General features: G+C 35.7%; 12 protein-coding genes. 3 read left to right on the top strand and 9 right to left on the bottom strand.

Annotation, left to right across the window (positions count from 1 at the left end; all coding sequences use genetic code 11):
- Position 1: 1 nt before the first annotated feature.
- The 3 genes from JOD07_RS03470 (at position 2) to JOD07_RS03480 (ending at position 2962) form a co-directional block, all read left to right on the top strand.
- Positions 2–991: an ATP-binding protein gene (locus JOD07_RS03470; protein ID WP_158739445.1), complete on the top strand. Its 990-nt coding sequence runs from the start codon at positions 2–4 to the stop codon at positions 989–991.
- 179 nt (positions 992–1170) lie between these two features.
- On the top strand, positions 1171–2163 hold the full coding sequence (locus tag JOD07_RS03475) for a helix-turn-helix domain-containing protein (protein WP_204612232.1): 993 nt from the start codon (positions 1171–1173) through the stop codon (positions 2161–2163).
- A 100-nt stretch (positions 2164–2263) separates the two neighbouring features.
- Positions 2264–2962, top strand: coding sequence for a L,D-transpeptidase family protein (locus tag JOD07_RS03480; protein ID WP_158739444.1), 699 nt, complete (start codon positions 2264–2266; stop codon positions 2960–2962).
- A gap of 27 nt (positions 2963–2989) precedes the next feature.
- On the opposite strand, the gene JOD07_RS03485 is transcribed toward JOD07_RS03480, so the two are convergent.
- The 9 genes from JOD07_RS03485 to JOD07_RS03525 form a co-directional block, all read right to left on the bottom strand.
- Positions 2990–4678, bottom strand: a complete 1689-nt coding sequence (locus JOD07_RS03485; protein WP_158739443.1) for a methyl-accepting chemotaxis protein — start codon at positions 4676–4678, stop codon at positions 2990–2992.
- Between the two features lie 480 nt (positions 4679–5158).
- Entirely contained in the window at positions 5159–6889 is a 1731-nt protein-coding gene (locus tag JOD07_RS03490; protein WP_158739442.1) for a methyl-accepting chemotaxis protein, read from the bottom strand.
- 251 nt (positions 6890–7140) lie between these two features.
- Positions 7141–10104: an S-layer homology domain-containing protein gene (locus tag JOD07_RS03495; RefSeq protein WP_158739441.1), complete on the bottom strand. Its 2964-nt coding sequence runs from the start codon at positions 10102–10104 to the stop codon at positions 7141–7143.
- A gap of 278 nt (positions 10105–10382) precedes the next feature.
- Positions 10383–12098, bottom strand: a complete 1716-nt coding sequence (locus JOD07_RS03500; protein ID WP_204612234.1) for a methyl-accepting chemotaxis protein — start codon at positions 12096–12098, stop codon at positions 10383–10385.
- Between the two features lie 248 nt (positions 12099–12346).
- Complete coding sequence (gene lacZ / locus JOD07_RS03505) at positions 12347–15376, bottom strand: beta-galactosidase, LacZ type (protein ID WP_204612236.1); 3030 nt, start codon at positions 15374–15376, stop codon at positions 12347–12349.
- A gap of 39 nt (positions 15377–15415) precedes the next feature.
- On the bottom strand, positions 15416–16144 hold the full coding sequence (locus tag JOD07_RS03510) for a carbohydrate ABC transporter permease (protein WP_158739611.1): 729 nt from the start codon (positions 16142–16144) through the stop codon (positions 15416–15418).
- A gap of 73 nt (positions 16145–16217) precedes the next feature.
- Positions 16218–17123, bottom strand: a complete 906-nt coding sequence (locus JOD07_RS03515; protein WP_158739612.1) for a carbohydrate ABC transporter permease — start codon at positions 17121–17123, stop codon at positions 16218–16220.
- 133 nt (positions 17124–17256) lie between these two features.
- Positions 17257–18600 (bottom strand): ABC transporter substrate-binding protein, encoded by a 1344-nt coding sequence (locus JOD07_RS03520; protein ID WP_158739438.1) that lies wholly within the window; start codon positions 18598–18600, stop codon positions 17257–17259.
- Between the two features lie 185 nt (positions 18601–18785).
- A complete protein-coding gene (locus JOD07_RS03525) occupies positions 18786–19712 on the bottom strand; it encodes an AraC family transcriptional regulator (protein WP_158739437.1) in 927 nt (308 codons plus the stop codon).
- Between the last annotated feature and the right edge of the window lie 281 nt (positions 19713–19993).

Here is a 19993-nt window from a genome sequence, read left to right on the forward strand (position 1 = left end):
AATGACGGTAAAAGAAAGTCAGTACAAGAAAATCCTGAGGGATTATGAAGTCAAAAGAGATCTTGCAAACAGGCGCTTAAAAGCCAGACAGGAAGAAGTATATGCCAAAATCCCCAGAATTGCAGAGATCGATAAAATCCTTTCCAGCACCGGTATAGAGGTTTCGAGACTGATCTTGCAGCATCCGGAAAAAGCAGATGAATTGATCAAATCATTAGAACAGAGAAATTTAGACTTAGTAATTGAAAAAGCTGAGCTTTTATACATTAACGGATATGACAAGGATTATCTGGAGCCTTCCTATAACTGCAACGACTGCAAGGATACGGGATATATTGATCATTCCCCGTGTCATTGTTTTAAACAGGCTCTTATTGATGTGGCGTATGACCAATCCAATTTAAAGGATATCTTGTCTGTAGAAAACTTTGATAACTTTAATTTTGATTATTATTCGGATGAAATTCATCCCCAGGCTAACATTTCTCCAAAAGAAAATATTAAGCAAATCTACAGCCACTGCATCCGCTTTGTCAATGAGTTTGATGAGACATTCAGCAATCTGATTTTTTACGGAGATCCCGGTCTTGGTAAAACATTTTTATGCAACTGTATTGCAAAAGATCTTTTAGATCGTGGAAAAACCGTACTTTATTTAACAGCCTTTCAGCTGTTTAAACTGTTTGAACAGGAAAGATTTCGCAAAGAGGAAATCGAAGATTCTACCTATCTGGATGCCATCTTTACAGTGGATTTGCTTATTATAGATGATTTAGGCACAGAATTTAATACAGCCCTTACCGGTGCAGAATTGTTTAACTGTCTTAATGCAAGACTTCTTGACAGAAAGTCTACAATCATTTCTACAAACCTTTCTCCCAATGACTGGCAAAAGCAATATTCTGAAAGAATTATATCCAGAGTATTTGGAAACTATAAAGCATTAAAATTCATTGGAACCGATATACGTATACTAAAGAAATATAATTGAAAATAATCCTGCCAAGCTTCAGGCTGGCAGGATTTCTTTTTTCATGTCTAGGCTGCAATACCACTGACAATTAAATGCAACCACCAGTTGACATATTGAAAAGTAGGCTTTATAGCCTACAACCATCTTTTCTGCTATTATAAAGATATCTCAATATACCATGAAAGGAAGGAGAAAAAATGATATTAGCGGATAAGATCATCGAAGAGAGAAAACGTAATGGTTGGAGTCAAGAGGAACTGGCAAATAAGCTGGGGGTCTCCAGACAGTCTGTATCAAAATGGGAAAGCGCTCAATCCATTCCAGATATTAACAAGATCATTCAGATGGCAGAAATTTTTGGAGTTACTACAGACTACTTGCTTAAAGACAATGCCTCCAGAGCGAACAGTGAACATCCGATAAAAGAATCTGTAGAAACTGTAAAGAAACTTCCTACGGTAAGTATGGAAGAAGCATCTGAATTTCTTAGAATAGAAGAAAAAAATGCACCGCTTATTGCGTTAGGCGTATCTCTTTGCATTTTATCTCCCATACTTTTAATTCTTCTTTTTGGTTTTTCAAGTAGTGGAATATTGGGCATTTCAGAAAATTTGGCGGGCGGGCTAGGAATTACAATTTTACTAATTATGATCGCTACCGCTGTTTTCATCTTTATCTCTTGCAGAAACAGGGAAAAAAGATATGATTTTTTAAAAACAGAGGAAATCGATACGGTCTACGGTGTTACCCAGATCGCAAAAGAAAAGAAAGAAACCTTTGAAAAAACATTTAATATGAATATTTCTATTGGAGTAATACTTTGCATTTTAGCCCCCATCCCCTTATTAATCAGCAGCTTTCTTACGGAGAAAGAGTATATTATTTCGGTTATGATTGGATTGCTTCTTACCATCATAACTGTTGCAGTAAATATGTTCATCCGAGTTGGAATAATCAACTCAAGCTATGATATATTGCTTCAGACAGGGGATTATACCCCTGATAAAAAGAAAGCTTCCAAAGTTTCAGATAAACTGGCAGGAATATATTGGCCAATAGTTTTAGCAGTTTATCTGGCATGGTCGTTGCCAACAAATAATTGGAATGTCACGTGGGTTGTATGGCCTGTGGCTGGCGTTCTGTATGTAGTTGTTGTTTCAATTGCTAAGATATTGACTTCTGAAAAATAAAACGCCAATTTAAGTGTTAGGTATTAAGGTTTTTAGTTCTATAGTGGATCTTTTGCTCATATCATATAATGTTCAACCATACCCAATCAGGGGGGAGTGCATGAGATCCTTTAAAATTCAAATCTTACTGCTCGTCATCTTGGGTTTAGTGTTATCCGATATGATTTATTATCGTTACAATACGCTTCATATTTACGAAACGGCTCTTCATCTCAATAAAAATCCATATTACATTCATGTTGACCTGGATGATTATAAAATGTATGTGTTTAAAAATGGCGAAATCATAAAAATCTATCCTGTATCAGGAGGACGAACCATTTCACCCTCTCCCCTTGGGACATGGACCATCATCTCAAAAGCTGATTGGGGGGAAGGCTTCGGAGGTACCTGGATGGGATTTAACGTACCCTGGGGTAAATACGGAATCCACGGAACAGATGAACCTTGGTCCATAGGGAGGCCTCTTTCCCATGGATGCATACGGATGTATAATAAAGATGCTAATGAACTGCAAAAGATGATTCCCATCGGCACCAAAATAACCATTGTAAAAGGAATCTTTGGACCTTTCGGGGATTACTTCAGGGTACTGGAGCCAGGACATACCGGTGCTGATGTACTTATGGTTCAGCGAAGGCTTAATGACTTAGGCTATTATAATGGCTACTGTGACGGAAAATATGGAGAAAGTATGAAAAGTGCAGTGCATAAATTCCAAAAAGATCACAAACTACCGATCAGCAATAAGATCTCCCTTACTATGTATGAAAGACTGGGGTTTATACCTATGGAATAGGTATAAACCCCTCTGTTTTTATCCTTTCTAATCGGTATGAAATTGACTAAGCATAGCTGCCAGCTGTTCTCCTAATTCTGCCTGTGTTTCAGCAACAGATGAAATGGCTTCCACAGTTGAGGCGGTTTCTTTTAATCTGAAAGAAATGGTTTGGGTGCTGGAAGAAGCTGATGTAATTGATTGAGAAATCGCTTTTATCTGCTCTTGAATTTGCTCCATTGAAGAAGCAATGCTTTGGGTGCTCTTTGTAAAATCCCGAACCAGCTCCTCTACCAGCTTTGAATCCTTTTGGTATTGTATACTGGTTTCTGCCATTAAATCATAATCTTTAATCACTTTATCATTAATGAAGTCCAAAATATCTTTTCCATTGTTGGAAAGATTCTCAAAAGCCTCGTATACCTGTGCTATAACGGCATGTATATTGGTAACAGCACTGGCTGATTGTTCTGCCAGTACTCTTATTTCTTCTGCTACTACGGCAAAACCTTTTCCCTGTTCCCCTGCCCTTGCCGCTTCGATGCTGGCATTAAGAGCTAACAGATTGGTCTGTGCTGCAACACTTGAAATAAGTTGGGCCATATTTTGAATCTCTTTTACAACTTCTGCTTTTTCAATGGCTTCTAATATTTTTGCTTTCTTTTGAGTATAAACCAGATGGGTCTCATCCTGGGATTGTTGAGATGCTTTTTTCATGCTTTCAGCCCGTTCCTTAATCTGGCCTACTGTATGATTGCTCTGACTGATATGGCCCGCTAAATTTCTTATATTATCTGCTACAACAGAACTGGTATGATTCACTTCCAGAGTTGCCGCATCGATTTTGGTCATAACCGAAGCAATATCTTCCGTTGAAGCAGTAATTTCTTCTACTCGGACTGTAATGGCTTCAACTGCTCCATAAAGGCTTTGAGAAGAAGAACTCATCTCCTGTGAATCCGTTAACAAACACTTAAACATTCCTTTATGCTTTTCTACCATTTCTTTAATGGCTCTTGATAAATCCCCTACTTCATCTTTTCTGGTCAAATCATATCTCTGAACATCCACTAAATAATCTCCATGGGCAATTTTTAAAACGTCTTTAATCACTCGGGTTAAGGGCCTGCTAATTTGTCTTCCAAACACCAATACAAAAATAATACCTATTATAATCACCATAGTTGTAATAAGCGACAAATTTCTAAACAAGGCACGACTCATGTTAATAACATCATCTTTTAAAACCCATACACTAAAGCTTCCAATAAGGTTTTGAGAGGAATCTATAATTGGCTTATAGATCACTTCATAAGCAGCTCCATTTAAAATAACTTCTTCAATTATGGCTTCTTTTTTCTCTTTTAAAATTTTTAGGGCCTCAGAAGAAATATTGGTTTCCGGAAAAGAAGTCGCTACAACTTTCTCATCAGAAAATAGCGCAATAGAATACCTGGTCGCACCGCTTATGGCATCTACTACATCACTGCTGCCATCCAATAAAGCATCCCCCTTATAAAGATTTCCTTCTTTTAAACTCCAGGCTCCCTGAAATTCACGAGAAAATAATTCATATTCCAAATCAACAATGGATTTTAATTGTTTTTCCATATTATAACTATTTAATGCATTTACTCCATCTCGGACGAACATTAAAATCACTGTTCCACATATAAGCAGTAAAATACTAAAAAAGAAAGTCATCTTGCCTCTAAGTCTAAGTTGAATATGATTCATATATTTGTGCCTCCCTATATATGATTAATTTCCTATGAGTAATTACCTATAAATAATTATCTATGAATAATTTCCAAATTATTATACCATATTTTTGACTTGTCAAATAAGTATTTTTATTAATAAAATTACATTCTTTTTAATTATAGTAAACTGATAACTTTTATCAACTTTTTGTAGTCCCAGATAATAACAGAAAATTCCACTTATCAATCTATTTAACTTCTTTTTTGCATAATAAATGCACTTATGGAATATATCTTGTATATATGCATATCACAGTAAATTTAGAATAATGATATATTCATAAGTGCATCATAAATATTATTAAATTTCATTTTTTTGACAATTCAATCAAGTTATAGGAGATAATCTTGCATTTTCCCTACTTTTTGCCCTCATAAAACTCTCTGGCTTCAGGATATTTATCCCGGGCATAATCTGTTTAAATACTTCTTCCCTATCCATTAAGTTTTTATATTATAATGTAAATTCCAAAATGCTGTTGTTCAAATCTTCAGCCAACATAGATAACTTCTCTGCATTGCTGGATACAGTCTCTATAAAACTGTTCTGCTCCTCTATAGAAGCGGATGTTTCCTGTATACCTGCTGCGCTGTCCTGAGATATGGATGCAATTTCATCCACTGATAATCTGATCTTTTTACTGTTTTCTGCTATTCCATTCAGATTATAGGCTACATTTTTTACCCGTTCTACAATATGGATTATTTCATTATTTATATTTGTAAAGGCTTCTCCCGTTACTTTGATTTGGTCTATGCCTTCCTGTACTTCTCCATAACCCTCTCTTAAGGAATGAACTACGGATTTTGATTCAGACTGTATTCCCTGGATGATATGGCTTATACCAACAGCAGAATCACTTACCTGTTCTGCCAATTTTCTGATCTCATCTGATACAACTGCAAATCCTCGCCCTGCTTCTCCCGCTCTTGCTGCCTCTATGGCTGCATTAAGAGCCAGCAAATTAGTCTGCTTTGCAATGGCATTGATGATTTCTACCAGTCGGGTGATTTCCTGAGATTTCGTATCTAAGTTTTCTACTTTAGCCATAGAATGTTTAAAGGTATCATTGATCTTGTCCATTTGAGCGATGTAGTTTTCAATAAGCTCTTTTCCTTGGGTAGACATATTGGAAAGTCCATCAATGGATGTATATAGATGTTTGCTGTCTTCATTGGAATTTGCAATACTGTTGTTTAAACTTGATATAAATTTAGCCACCTCTCCTGATGAATTAGCCTGTTTCTCAGCGCCATCAGATAATGCCTGCATAGTAAATGCAATTTGCTCGCTGATTTGTTGAATTTGATTGGCGGATTCAGTAAGCCTTTCACTTTCTGTATTTACTTCTTTGGAAGCATCAGAAATCTGATGAATCATTTTTCTTAAATTTTCAATCATCGTATTAAAAGCTTTCGATAAAAGACCTATTTCGTCATTGCCGTCATAATTGATTTTTTGTACAGCCAAATTTCCTTTGGAAACTTCATTACTTAAGGATACGATCTGGTTTAAATACTTTTGAATTATACGGGATATTAAAAACATAATCAAAAATCCCAGGGCTGAAGATACAGCAATAGATACAATCAGAATAAGTATCGTAAGCCTTAAACTATTTAGAGCTTCTTGTACAGCTTCATCTTTTTTTGCGATTATAATTTCTCTAAGTTCTTTCAATTCCTCAATTGTTATATGTTTTAAGGTTGAAATTTCCATAGATGCATTTTTTCCTTTCTGCATCATGGCTTCTACTTTATATCTGTTTACAGAAGGAACAATTTCGTCTATAAAGATCGTATTGATTCTCGCAGCATTATTGCTGATTTTTTCGATAAGTTCCTGAGAATCCTGTAGTTCAGGCAGTTCTTTTAATACAGCCAGTCCTTCATTGAATTGAGTCATTGTATTGCCGAAAGTATCGAGTGTTTTTGAAGTAAGATAGGTAACATAGTCATATGTTATGGCATCTACTTCATTAAAATTTGCAATCATGTTGTGTATCGTTTCCACATAAGACATTTTTTGATCTACTACTTCTATATTTTTTTTAACATTTCCCATTAATCCATATACAATTACTGCGGAAATTATAAAGAAAAATATAGAGATGATCAGGGAAACAGAGTATTTCAACCCAATTTTCAAATTTCTCCAGCCTATCTTTTTTAATACTTTCATCATAAGATCCCTCCTTGAGTTACTTCTGTTACAATAAATGACTAAGATACATAGTAGATATTATTTAAATTCGACATTAATCTCCATTTTCCTTTTAATTTTTTAACTAATATTTTCATAAGAGTGTATATACTGATTCTTCTTATAGTTAAGGCATAAAAATATGTTTTTTACCTCACAAGCTTTGCATGCTCAATAGAGTCTCAACCCATAATGAAAAAAGAGTCAATCGAAACGATTGACTCTTTTTTTAATTATTGGGTTATTAAATAGATTGATCTGTTGCCATAACCTGTAGAAGTTTTAACTTCAACTGTATATCCTCCATCTATTTCAAATTCATCAGCTGTGCCTAATTGTACTGCTACATATACTTTATTATCTGTCATTCCATATACATAGTCAGTTACATCAGACATTACCTCTGCACCATATTGGATGGATAGAATGTCATTTGCAAGATCTGCTACATTAGTATAATGATAATCATCAAATACAATTACAAGATAATTATTTACACCTAATGGTTTAAATATATTATTCTTTATAAGACATTCATCTTGATCAACCCTAAATATAACAGTATTATCCTGCAAATTATATACTGCTGAATATACATATTCATTTACAGTTACAATATCCTCTGGTTTTTCTAACAGTGATCTGTATTCAAAAATTAACTTTTCTTTATCTGTAGTATTATAAATACTTCCTCCCTCTGCATAATAATTAGGGAATGTTACTGTATAGCCATATTTTCTCCCTGATATTAACTGCATTTCAACTATGCCGTTCTTATCTGTATAATACACTTGATTATCTATGGTTACCTCTGCACCTTGTAATGGTTTTTGAGTCATAACATCTTTGATTTCAAATCTTGCAGTATATGTTTGTGGCTCGACTGTTACAAAGATTTCTTTATCCCATGTAATATTACCTTTTGTAAAACGAAGAATTGGATTGTCCGCATAAGATGAATCATATATATTTTGATCTTTTAATCTTATCGTTCCATTATCATTTTCAAGATGACTATAATAACGATGCTGTTCATCAATTATAATGTCAACAGTAATATTTCTATCTGCAATTTCATTAGGTTTTAATTGCTTTACTATATTCTCAATATTTTCGCCTTTTTGAATAGTATTCGGTATTATTACTTTATCTACGTATTTATCAGCTTCTAATTCCAGTATTGCAATAGAAGCATTGCCTTCTACTGTTTTTGGTCGAGATCCTAATATTGAGCCATCAGCAGCACTACTTACTATCACCTTTTCAATATCAATCTCATATTCTCCTGAAACTTCAGTAACCGCATTTAATACCAGTTCTTTAATAGTAACAGCACTTAAGTGAATTTTAGCCTCGGTAGAAACTGTAATTCTACCAAATTTTCCTGTAAAATCTACTTTTTCGTTTTCCAATAGAGTACCTTCTACGACTATTTCTGGTGCCTCAACATCTAATGCAAAAGTGTCAATTGATGTAGGACTTTGTATATAAATTGAATCCACTTTAGAATCTCCAGCTATACTTAGACTAACTCTGCCATCTTTATTATTCACTGTAATGCTTGGTGTAGTAATATCTCTGAAATGAATACTACCTCCACCGACAATGGTTGTTACGCCTTTAACATTTAAATCATTAGCAGATATCCATCCATCTTCAGCATTTTCTGTAATGGTTAAACTACCTGTAATATCTGAAAAATCTATGGACACATTAGGTACATTAACGATTACGTTTCCTCGAATCTCTACATTTATTAATCTTATGTTAGAAGCATCAACGATTACGTTCCCGGATATGATCCTTCTTTCTGAGTCTATTCCAGTATTTTCTGTAATTCTTATCGTAGGTACATTGCTTTCACTTCCAGGGTTTTTATTGTCGGAATTTCCACTGCTGGAGCTTCCACCGCCACCGCCTGTAGTTGTCTTTTCTGTAATTACAGGCTTTTCAACATTATCTGCAACGGTCAGCTTATCAGGTTCTTGTTCGAATTTAACACCGCTAACGTTGATGACTGCTTCTTTTACTGTACCTTTTCCTGTTATATTTGCTACTGCATTCAATACAATTGCGTTCACTACTGTTCCTGAAGGTATATTAACGTTTATATCTGCTGAAGCTGCTTCTACTTCACTAAAGTTACCTACTAATGTGATTTGATCTTCTTTGGAAGCATCTATAACTACTGTGGTAAATCCATCTTTGGTTAAATTGCTTTCTTCTAATTTAACCCCTGATTTTGCTGTTACTTCTCCTACTGTAGTAGCTCCACTTACTACCAATCTTATTTTGCCATTTTCTTTCTCTACTGTTACTTTGCCTAATGTAGAATTTACAATGATGATACTGTTTTCTCCTCCACCGTAAACATAAGTGGTTCCTTCAACCTTAACATTCTTTAAGGTAACTTCGCCTTCACCGATTTCTTTCGCTAAAGTTAAGTTTCCTTTGATGGTCATATCGGTTAAAGTAACATCAGATGCTTTAACTACTACATCATTTTCAATTACTTCTATACCATCTTTAGAACCATATGTACCTGCTGCATCATAAACAACACCTGATTCTTTTTGGATTTCCTTTTTTACTGCTCCTAATGCGTTGTTTAAGGTTACCACTGCTTCTGCACGGGTTATGTTGTTTGAGGGCTTAAAGCTTCCATCAGGATAACCGCTCATAAAACCTTCCTGGACCACTGCACCGATTAGGCCTTTACTCCAGGCTGGCATGGCTAGAGAATCACTGAAGGAATTTGTACCGCTTTCATCTACTGTCAATCCTTTGATGGTTGCTACGATTTTTGCTACTTCCTGTCGAGTAATAGGGTTCTTTGGCTTCATGGTGTTGTCAGGATAGCCCCCTATATATCCCGCTGCACTCGCTACGGATACTGCCTGGTAATACCATGCTTCTTCAGAAACATCTCCATAATTAATGGTTGTTCCTTCTTTGTACCCGAATGCTCCATTCACTAAACTCATGAATTCTGCACGGGTAATGTCTTGTTTCGGTTTAAATGTTCCATCCGGATAACCCCCTATTAAACCCTGGTCAATCCATGACTGGATGGTTTCTTCTGCCCAGTGTCCCTTAATGTCGGAAAATGCACTGGCATAGATACTCGTAGGAAGCATAGTTACTGCCATGGCCAGCATTACTAAGAATGCTACTGTTTTGCTTGCTACTTTCTTCACTCTATCCCTCCTAAAATAATATTGAATGAAAAATATTCCTTTTTTAATAAGGAATATTGTATCAATTTTATCATTTTATCTCCTAAGGTTCAACATAAAACGATAAGATACTTTATTTTTCGCACGAATTTCTGAATATATAAAAATCGTGGTTTGCATTGCAAACCACGATTTAATATGCTCTGTATCTTTATATGGTTTTTACATTTTTTGAAGAAAAAGAATCTTATTGCATAATCTGCTTAAAAAGCTTATCACCATTTATTTATTTTTTCATATTATAATGTGAATTCTAAAATACTGCTATTCAACTCTTCTGCCAGTTTAAATAGCTTTTGCGCATTGCTGGATACGGTCTCTATGAAGCTGTTTTGCTCCTCTATAGAAGCGGATGTTTCCTGTATACCTGCTGCGCTGTCCTGAGATATGGATGCAATTTCATCCACTGATAATCTGATCTTTTTACTGTTTTCTGCTATTCCATTCAGATTATAGGCTACATTTTTTACTCGTTCTACGATATGGGCTATTTCATTATTTATATTTGTAAAGGCTTCTCCCGTTACTTTGATTTGGTCTATACCTTCCTGTACTTCTCCATAACCCTCTCTTAAGGAATGGACTACAGATTTTGATTCAGACTGTATTCCCTGGATGATATGGCTTATACCAACAGCAGAATCACTTACCTGTTCTGCCAATTTTCTGATCTCATCTGATACGACTGCAAATCCTCGCCCTGCTTCTCCCGCTCTTGCTGCCTCTATGGCTGCGTTAAGAGCCAGCAAATTAGTCTGCTTTGCAATGGCATTGATGATTTCTACCAGTCGGGTGATTTCCTGAGATTTCGTATCTAAGTTTTCTACTTTAGCCATAGAATGTTTAAAGGTATCATTGATCTTGTCCATTTGAGCGATGTAGTTTTCAATAAGCTCTTTTCCTTTGGTAGACATATTGGAAAGTCCATCGATGGATGTATATAAATGCTTGCTGGCTTCATTGGCATCTGTAATACTGTTGTTTAAATTTGATATAAATTTGGCCACTTCTCCTGATGAACTAGCCTGCTTCTCAGCTCCATCAGCTAATGCCTGCATAGTAAATGCAATTTGCTCGCTGATTTGTTGTATTTGCTCGGATGATTCTGTCAGCTTTTCGCTTTCTTCATTGACTTCTTTAGAAGCATTAGAAATCTGATAAATCATCTTTCTCAAGTTTTCAATCATTGTATCAAAAGCCCTCGATAAAAGCCCTATTTCATCATTGCTATCATAGTTGATTTTTTGAACGGATAAGTTTCCTTTTGCAATCTCATTGCTTAGGGATACTATTCGATTTAAACGCTTTTGAACTATACGGGATATCAAAAACATAATCAAAAATCCCAGGGCTGAAGATACAGCAATAGATATAATGAGAACAAGAATGGTCAGCTTTAAGCTGCTTTTTGCTTCTTTTACAGATCCTTCTTTTTGTGCTGTTATAATTTCTTTAACTTCTTGCAAATCATTCACGGTTACAGTTTTTAAAGAAGCAACTTCTTTTCTCTTCATCATATATTCTACTTTAAGATGTCTATTGGCAGCAGGAACGATTTCATCAATAAACATATGATTGATTTTTGAAACATTATTACTGATTTTTTCTAGCAACTCTTGATACTCCTGTAATTCAGGAACTTCTTTTAATAAGACTAACCCTTCATTAAATTGATCGATTTTGCTTTTAAATCTCTCGACTGTTTCTGGAGAAAGATACGTAATATAGTCATATGTCAGTGCATCTATTTCATTAAAATTTGCACTCATATCCAGTATTTTTTCCACATAAGATGTCTTCTGCTCCACGATTTCAATATTCTTGTTTACATTCCCCATTAATCCATACACAAATGCAGCTGAAAGCATAAATAAGAAAATTGAAATCAATAATGAAACAGAATATTTTAAGCCAATGCTTAAATTTTTCCATCGAATGTTTCTAAAAAACTTCATAATATGTCCCCCCATTACCTCTTGTTATATTCTTCAAGATATATATCATATATATATTCGACATATATCTACTTTTTCCTTCTAATTTTAATTTTCAAAATTATACTTTTTTATCATCCATGAATTGGTTTTATTTCTTTTAAGCTGCATTATTCCATAGATTAATAATAAAGATAATTCTTTAAATCTATGTAAGCTCATAGCAAAAAAGGCTGTTAACAATTTATATATGTCAACAGCCTTTTTTGCTATATTCCTTTAAAACTAAATTTCAATTCCAATTGATTGCTAATATCAAGGAGATATTCTTTATGAGTTTGTGCGCCCCATGAATTGTCTCCCCCTACACCCATTTGCTGTTTTGCGACTCTGACTACAGTATAATGAACAGGCGGTAACTCATACGGATGCATTGCATTTTCCAATTCATGAGGTGTATATGGCAGGGCTGAAAAACTTAAATCTTTTCCGCTAAATAGTAGTCCTTTTCCCAGCTTATTCGTTACCTTGGCGTAATAAACCCCAACCTTATTGCCACATTCCTGAGGTACTAAGTATTTTGCAAGATTATCCCTGACTTCATTGCGGTAAATTCCTAATTTAGCCCCATGGCATCTGTCAACATAAGTTTCTTCTGGTCCCATGCCAAACCATTCAAGCTGGTCATAATCCGCATCCAGTTTAAACATTACTCCAAATTCCGGCATATCTCCTAGTTCCTTAACAGGATCATAAGCCAAATGGACTTCTATTGTTCCATCGCCATATACTGTATAAGAGAGCTTACAGCTGGATGCCGGGCGAGTAGGTAAAAGATAGGTGAAGGTGATTGTAACATGGTTATCCTTTTCTTCCAATACAGGAGACACAACCACTTTCCCATTTTCATCCTTATTGGAAGCATACATGCTGGCCAATTTCCATTGTCCATATCGGGCAGAGAAATTATTTCCCATATCATTATCAATGGGTGCTCTCCAGAAATTAGGTTTAGGCATTGCTTTGAGCATTTCTGTTCCGCCATACCTGTAAGACACCAATCCACCGCTTATACCGGAGAATAGTACATCAAAGTCTTCTCCTTTTACTCCTATATTCCATCTGCCATAAACCACTTTTATAGGCTTTTTGCAAAGGGCAGGCTTTCCTTCCACTTCATACGCCTTTTGTCCAAAAGCAATTTCATGCCCTTTACTCGCCCAAAGGGTATCTTCTTTTAATCGGAATGAAACGGTAATCGCATATATACCTTCTTTTGACGGAAGTTCAACTGGCAGCTTTATTTCTTCCTGAGAAAGAGGTGGAATATTGGTTTCTATTCTTTCTTTTTGTATAAGTTTTCCGTTTCTTTCTACCAAGACAAAGCAATCATACGCATTGGTATTTACAAACAGGTTTTTGTTGGTTATAACCGCCTTGCTGCCGTCTATTTTAATACTGATTGGCTGATAATTATACTTTACTTCCTGCATTTTTGGAGAAACTTCTCTGTTTTCACCATACACAATGCCATTGCCACAGAAATTATAATCTGCAGGACGTTCATCAAAATCTCCGCCATAGGACTGGAATTCCTGCCCATACCTATTCTTTTTGGTAATGGACTGGTCAATATAATCCCAAATGAATCCTCCCTGGAACAAAGGGTCTTCCTCACTTAGTTCAATATATTTATGCATAGCCCCACAGGAATTGCCCATGGCATGAACATATTCACAGCAAATAAAAGGTTTTTCTCTGTTATGGGATAAAAATTCCTTAATTTTTTCTACAGGCGTATACATCTGACTTTCTATATCGCTGGTATCGTTATACCTGCGGTCCCAATTCACTCCTTCGTAATGAACCAGACGGGTATTATCCCATTTACGAAATGCCTGAGACAGCTTATAAATATTGCTTCCTCCAAAAGATTCATTTCCACAGGACCAAATGAGGATTGATGGATGATTTTTATCCCTTTGGTACATGGAATATGCCCTGTCTAAAATAAGATTCAGCCACTTTGGATTGTCTCCTGGAATGGCGTCTTCTATGCTTGCTGTACCCCGGGCTACAGTATCCCAGATACCGTGAGTTTCAAGATTTGTCTCATCGATTACATATAATCCGTATAAATCGCAGAGTTCATAGAGCTTGGAAGAGTTGGGATAGTGGCTGGTACGAATAGCATTGATATTATTTTGCTTCATCGTAATAATATCTTTGATCATTTCTTCTTGGGTCACGCATCGTCCTCTTAAAGAACTGAATTCATGTCTGTTTACTCCATTAAATACAATACGCTTTCCATTAAGACACATGACAGAATCTTTGATCTCGAACCTTCTAAATCCTACTTTCTGCAAAATCACTTCCTGAGTCTGCCCGTCATTACTTTTCACTTCAATGAGTAAGTCATATAAATAAGGACATTCTGCACTCCAAAGTTTTGGAGAAGCTACAGGAAAACTATAATGGGAGGATTCGGATAAGTCCGTTTCTTTTTGAATCACAATATTTTTTCCATCCATTAAAGATAATTTAATTTTTCCGCTGCGTGTTGCAACCAAATCCAGCATCAATTCTGCATTTTCATATGCATCATCCAATAAGGTCTGAACCTTTAAATCCCAGATATGCACATCCGGTATAGTGTAGAGATATACATCACGGAAGATTCCTGAAAATCTATAAAAATCCTGATCCTCACACCAGCTTCCTGCGGTCCATTTAAACACCTGAACCGCTAACTTATTTTCCCCTGTATTAAGATAAGGGGTCAGTTCAAACTCTGAAGGCGTAAAACTGTCTTCACTGTAGCCCACATAAACCCCGTTAAGCCACAGAGCCATACCACTTTCTACTCCCTGGAAGGATATAAACACTCTTTTGCCTTCCATATGGGCTGGTAACGTGAAGTATTTTACATAGCTGGCTGTTGGATTAAACTCTGTGGGAATTTCTCCCGGATCAATCTCTTCTCTTCCATCCCATGGATATTGAATATTGACATACTGTGGAACATCATATCCTTCCAATTGAATATGTCCCGGTACCCTTATAACATCCCAGGTTTTGCAATCATAGTTTAAATCAAAAAAATTCTTAATAGAAGAATCATAATTTTTAGCATAAGAAAATTTCCAAAATCCATTTAAAGAATATTTAAAACTACTTTCTTCTTCACTTAAGCATTCTTCCAGAGAAGAATAATAGTTATGGTCTGAATGGGGCTCCATTCGGTTTTCCTTAAAAATTTCCGGATTTTTCACAATCTCATAATCAAATGTCTTCATATCTTATGCCCTCCATTTAATGTTTAATCTATGAAACTTTTATTTAACTGCCCCGGTAATACCTTCTGCGAAACTCTTTTGTAAAATGAAGAAAATAATGATCGTCGGAATCGTACATAACAGTACGCCCAACATCAACATACCATAATCCGTTACATAACCCTCTGTAAGATTGGCAACCAACATGGGCATTGTAATACTTTGATCATTTGTCATAATAACCTTTGGCCATAAATAATTGTTCCATGCATTCATGAAAGTGATAGTCATAGCTGCCGCATAGGTTGAGCGCATCGTTGGAATAAACATACGATAAAAAATTTGGAGCTCATTTAGCCCATCTATCCTTGCCGCTTCAATAATGTCATGGGGGAAAGACCTGGCACTTTGTCTAAACAGCATGATCAAAAATGGCGTTGAAATCGTAGGTAAAATAAATCCAATAGTGGAATTGAGAAGACCTGCCTTTGAAAACATCTGGAACAATGGAATCATCGTTGCTGCAAAAGGCACCATCATAGCAAGCAGAAGTATGGACATCACAGTATCTTTTGCTTTGTCATGGAAAATTTCAAATCCATAGCCTGCCAAAGAACAAATACATAAAGAAATTAGTGTGAGGGTAACTGAATACTTAAATGAATTAATCATCGCCCCGGAAACATTTTGAGCTGTCAAAAGATTCTTGAAATTATATAACAATGCCGTACCGGGAATCAGTTTTCCTCTTATAACATCCACACTCATATTGGTAGCTGCACAAAACATCCAATAAAGCGGAAACACCGAAATAATAGAAACAATCGTCAAAAATACATATTCAAAAATTCTTTTTCCCTTCTCAATCACGTTTGTCACCTACTTTCATTTGGATAAAGGCTAATATCGCCACCAATATCAATATCAGATAAGACATAGCCGCTGCATATCCAAAATTCGGAACATATTTAAAGGACATGTTGTAAATATAGTGAGACATTGTAATCGTGGCATTTGCCGGACCGCCGTTGGTCAAGTTCACAGATTCATCAAAGAGCTGCAAGGTTCCATTGGTGGACATGATCGCAGTTAAAAGGATCGTTGGCTTTAAAAGTGGCACTGTAATTTTCCAGAAAGATTGAAATGAAGAAGCTCCATCTATTTTGGCAGCTTCATATATGGTATACTCAATGTTTTGAAGACCAGCCAAATAAAATACCATGTTATAACCAGTCCATCTCCAAATCAATGCAATAATGATAACTGCTCTTGCACTGTTGGGAAATGCCAGGAAATTATACCCTGTTTTGAATATACCTAACTTAATAAGCATCACATTAATGAATCCATCAATGGCAAATAAAGAACGGAAAATAATCGCATATGAAACCAGCGAAGTTGCACAGGGCAGGAAAATGGCTGTACGAAATAAACCTTTGAATCTTAAATTCCTGTCATTGAGCATACATGCCAGAACCAATGCTAAAATAAGCATGATAGGAACCTGTATAATGAGATAAATAAAATTGTTCTTCAATGCCTGCATAAATACATTATCCTGGAACATCCGAACATAGTTATTAACTCCTGCCCAGGTCATCTTGGCACCGATACCTGTGCGAAAAGAAAGAATGAGTGCTTTAAACATAGGATAAAAACTCATAGCCACAATTAAAATAACAGCTGGTATCAGACATGCCCAGCCAAAAAGATTTTGCCTGGTTTTTAATTTGAGCCTTTTATGAGAATAGCTGATCCCGGTATTCATCTCCAGATTATTATTGGAATAGCTCACGAGATCTCCCTCCCTTTACTGTTTTAATAAAAAATTCGAAAAGTATAGGGAACGGCCTGAATAAGACTGTTCCCTATATACAACTTCATGCTTTAGCCTCAATGACTTATTGTCCCATTGTAAATTTAACAGTGGATTCTGCCGTTTCCAGTTCAGCTTTTAAATCAGCGCCAGAAATAACATTGGATAATGCTGTAGCCACAGCATCTCTTGCTTCGTAGTAGTAGATACCAGTATTATTGCTTGGTACTTTAGATGCAAAATCTGTAATCATTGAATAGATCGCCTGATTCTGGAAGAATTCCTGAGGTTCGCCGTATACATCAGAATCTCCTGCCGGAATATAAGTTGCAAGAGCCCCTGATTTTGGCAGAATGGTTTCATAGAATTCTACGCTTCCGGCAAAGGTCTTGGACAAGAAATCAATAGCCAATTCTTTGTTCTTGCTGTTCGTAGTAATAGCCCAGCTTGAACCACCATTGTTGGAATAATTTGTGGCGCTGGATATATTATCTAACTTGGGCATATTGGTGATTTGCCAAAGTCCTTTTTGATCTTCTGCAGTCTGAATCGATCCTAAAATCCAGCATCCGTTAATTGTTCCTGCAACTGTTCCATTGGTGAATGATCCAACATATTGATCCCAATCGTTTACGTGAACCAATACACCAGACTTTATTAATTCAACATAAGTCTTTATAACTTCTTCCAATACTTGGTTGTTAACGATGTTTGGTGTTCCATCTGCATTGAATAAGCTTGATCCGGCAGACTGAAGCATGATCATAATTAAATCAGATTCCCCAGCTACACAGGAGTTTAGTGGTTTTCCGGTTTTTTCTAATACCACTTTAGCTTTTTCAATATATTCAGACCAGGTTATATCTGTAAAGTCTTCTATTGTAAATCCTGCTTGTTCCAAAACGTCTGTTCTAAGAGCCTGAATTACTGCTCCATTATCAAATGGAACGCCGTAGTTTTTACCATCTACTGTGGAATAAGCCACTTTAGACGCTCCAAATTTATCAAATGCAATACCTGAATTGGTTAAATCTACAAAAACATCCGGGAAACTCATTACATTCTTTTGGAATGCATTGTCCTGCATGAGTAAGATATCGGGCAGTGTGCTAAGATCTCCCGAAGTTGCAGCTGTTGTAAGTTTTGTCTGAATATCTTGCCAGGGGGTTTCAATAATATTGAGTTTAAAATCAGGATGATCTTTCTGATAAACTTTTTCAGCTTCCTGCATCGCATAGATATTAAATGCAGGGTCCCAGCACCAAACGGTCAATTCATTTGATCCGGAAGATGAGCCTGTTTTTGCTTCTGTTGATTGGGAATTTCCTCCTGATTGATTTGATTGGTTAGTTTGGGTGCCTGAACCACAAGCAGCCAAAGAAAGCGCCATAGTTGCAGTGAGCAATAATGAAATGATCTTCTTTTTCATTGTAAATCCCCTCCTCTTGTTATATGAGCATATCGAAAATAGTCATATTTGCGCTTTGAATTAGCAAATATGCATAAGTTTTTTTATATACTCATCTATTTTGTAAGTAAATTATACCAAAAATCATGGGCAATTGTTTTTATATTCACTCAAAAAATGTGCAAATTCAATCATTTATGCAAATACTACCATCCTTTTTGTGCACTAATTCTATAATTTAATAGTTTCCCTTCAAAATTTTCTGCAGATTGTTTCCATTGATATGGCGAAATTCCAACCAATTTTTTAAAATTGCGATTAAAGGTTGAAACCGCAGTAAATCCCACCTTATATGCCACATCTTCCATAGAAATCTGCGTTTTCTGAATGAGTTCACAAGCTTTTTGAATACGAATAAGATTGATATAGTCCACCGGTTTCATATTCATTGTTTCTAAAAACACTCTGCGAAAATGACTTTCACTCATATTGCAGGCCTGGGCCAACTGGCTTATTTTGATTTCGTCTCTGTAATTTTCTTTAACATAGTCCAGGGCTCCGGATATTCTGGAAGTTTGTTTTTTTATTTTTGCTTTTTGCTCTTCTTGATCATTCAATCGTAAAAGTTCTACAATGAGCACATGAACATATCCTTTTACACTTTCCTTATAGTAAATATCCTTTTTTCTCATCTCTCTTATGATGTTTAAAATAATCTGATTTAAAACAGGATACTCACTGGCACGCAACAATAATGGCCTTCGATAAATTTTTTTAAGAATTTCCTGAATAAAGAGGGTGTCATCCCTGTACATATTTTTCAGGCACTGCTCTGCATCAATAAATAGCCATTCCCAATAACTCTTTGTTCCCGGATCACTGCTTGCCCTATGGGGACAGTTGGGTGGAACAATAGAAAACATATCGGGACCCGAGCGTATACTCTCATTTTCAAGTTCCAATGCTCCAAAACCGTCATAGCAATAGCCAATCTCGAGATAATTATGGAAATGCAGGCCATCGATGCCTTCACTGTAGCTTCTAATCCATGATTCTCCCAAAAGCGCTAATACAATTTCATCGTTTGGCATTTCATAATATCTGAATTCGACTTTTTGCTTCCTTTTACTCATTCAGATTCCCCCCAATACCAATCTTATTTCTATTATAGCAAAATTTTGATTATAATATTTCTAAATTATTTATCTTTTCTTTATTTACACTCTAAATAAACAACTCATAATTTAGTCTTAATTGAAGAAAGGTATTAAATGTTAAGCGTAATTTGTTGAAATTTCTTGCCGTGTAAGATATATCATTGAGAGGTTAGTTTAAATACTTATCGGTATATAAATTAAAAAGTTATCATTCAGAAGAAGAATATATGCAAGCTTAGGATTAAAGTCATTACGTT

This window comes from Defluviitalea raffinosedens (assembly GCF_016908775.1).
Taxonomy (GTDB): Bacteria; Bacillota; Clostridia; order Lachnospirales; family Defluviitaleaceae; genus Defluviitalea; species Defluviitalea raffinosedens.

Bases quoted from the DNA above. Each gene is read 5' to 3' on its own strand.
- lacZ (WP_204612236.1), bottom strand. From the start codon at position 15,376: ATGAAGACATTTGATTATGAGATTGTGAAAAATCCGGAAATTTTTAAG.
- JOD07_RS03490 (WP_158739442.1), bottom strand. From the start codon at position 6,889: ATGATGAAAGTATTAAAAAAGATAGGCTGGAGAAATTTGAAAATTGGG.
- JOD07_RS03485 (WP_158739443.1), bottom strand. From the start codon at position 4,678: ATGAATCATATTCAACTTAGACTTAGAGGCAAGATGACTTTCTTTTTT.
- JOD07_RS03520 (WP_158739438.1), bottom strand. From the start codon at position 18,600: ATGAAAAAGAAGATCATTTCATTATTGCTCACTGCAACTATGGCGCTT.
- JOD07_RS03525 (WP_158739437.1), bottom strand. From the start codon at position 19,712: ATGAGTAAAAGGAAGCAAAAAGTCGAATTCAGATATTATGAAATGCCA.
- JOD07_RS03510 (WP_158739611.1), bottom strand. From the start codon at position 16,144: ATGTTTTGTGCAGCTACCAATATGAGTGTGGATGTTATAAGAGGAAAA.
- JOD07_RS03475 (WP_204612232.1), top strand. From the start codon at position 1,171: ATGATATTAGCGGATAAGATCATCGAAGAGAGAAAACGTAATGGTTGG.
- JOD07_RS03500 (WP_204612234.1), bottom strand. From the start codon at position 12,098: ATGAAGTTTTTTAGAAACATTCGATGGAAAAATTTAAGCATTGGCTTA.
- JOD07_RS03480 (WP_158739444.1), top strand. From the start codon at position 2,264: ATGAGATCCTTTAAAATTCAAATCTTACTGCTCGTCATCTTGGGTTTA.
- JOD07_RS03515 (WP_158739612.1), bottom strand. From the start codon at position 17,123: ATGAATACCGGGATCAGCTATTCTCATAAAAGGCTCAAATTAAAAACC.
- JOD07_RS03470 (WP_158739445.1), top strand. From the start codon at position 2: ATGACGGTAAAAGAAAGTCAGTACAAGAAAATCCTGAGGGATTATGAA.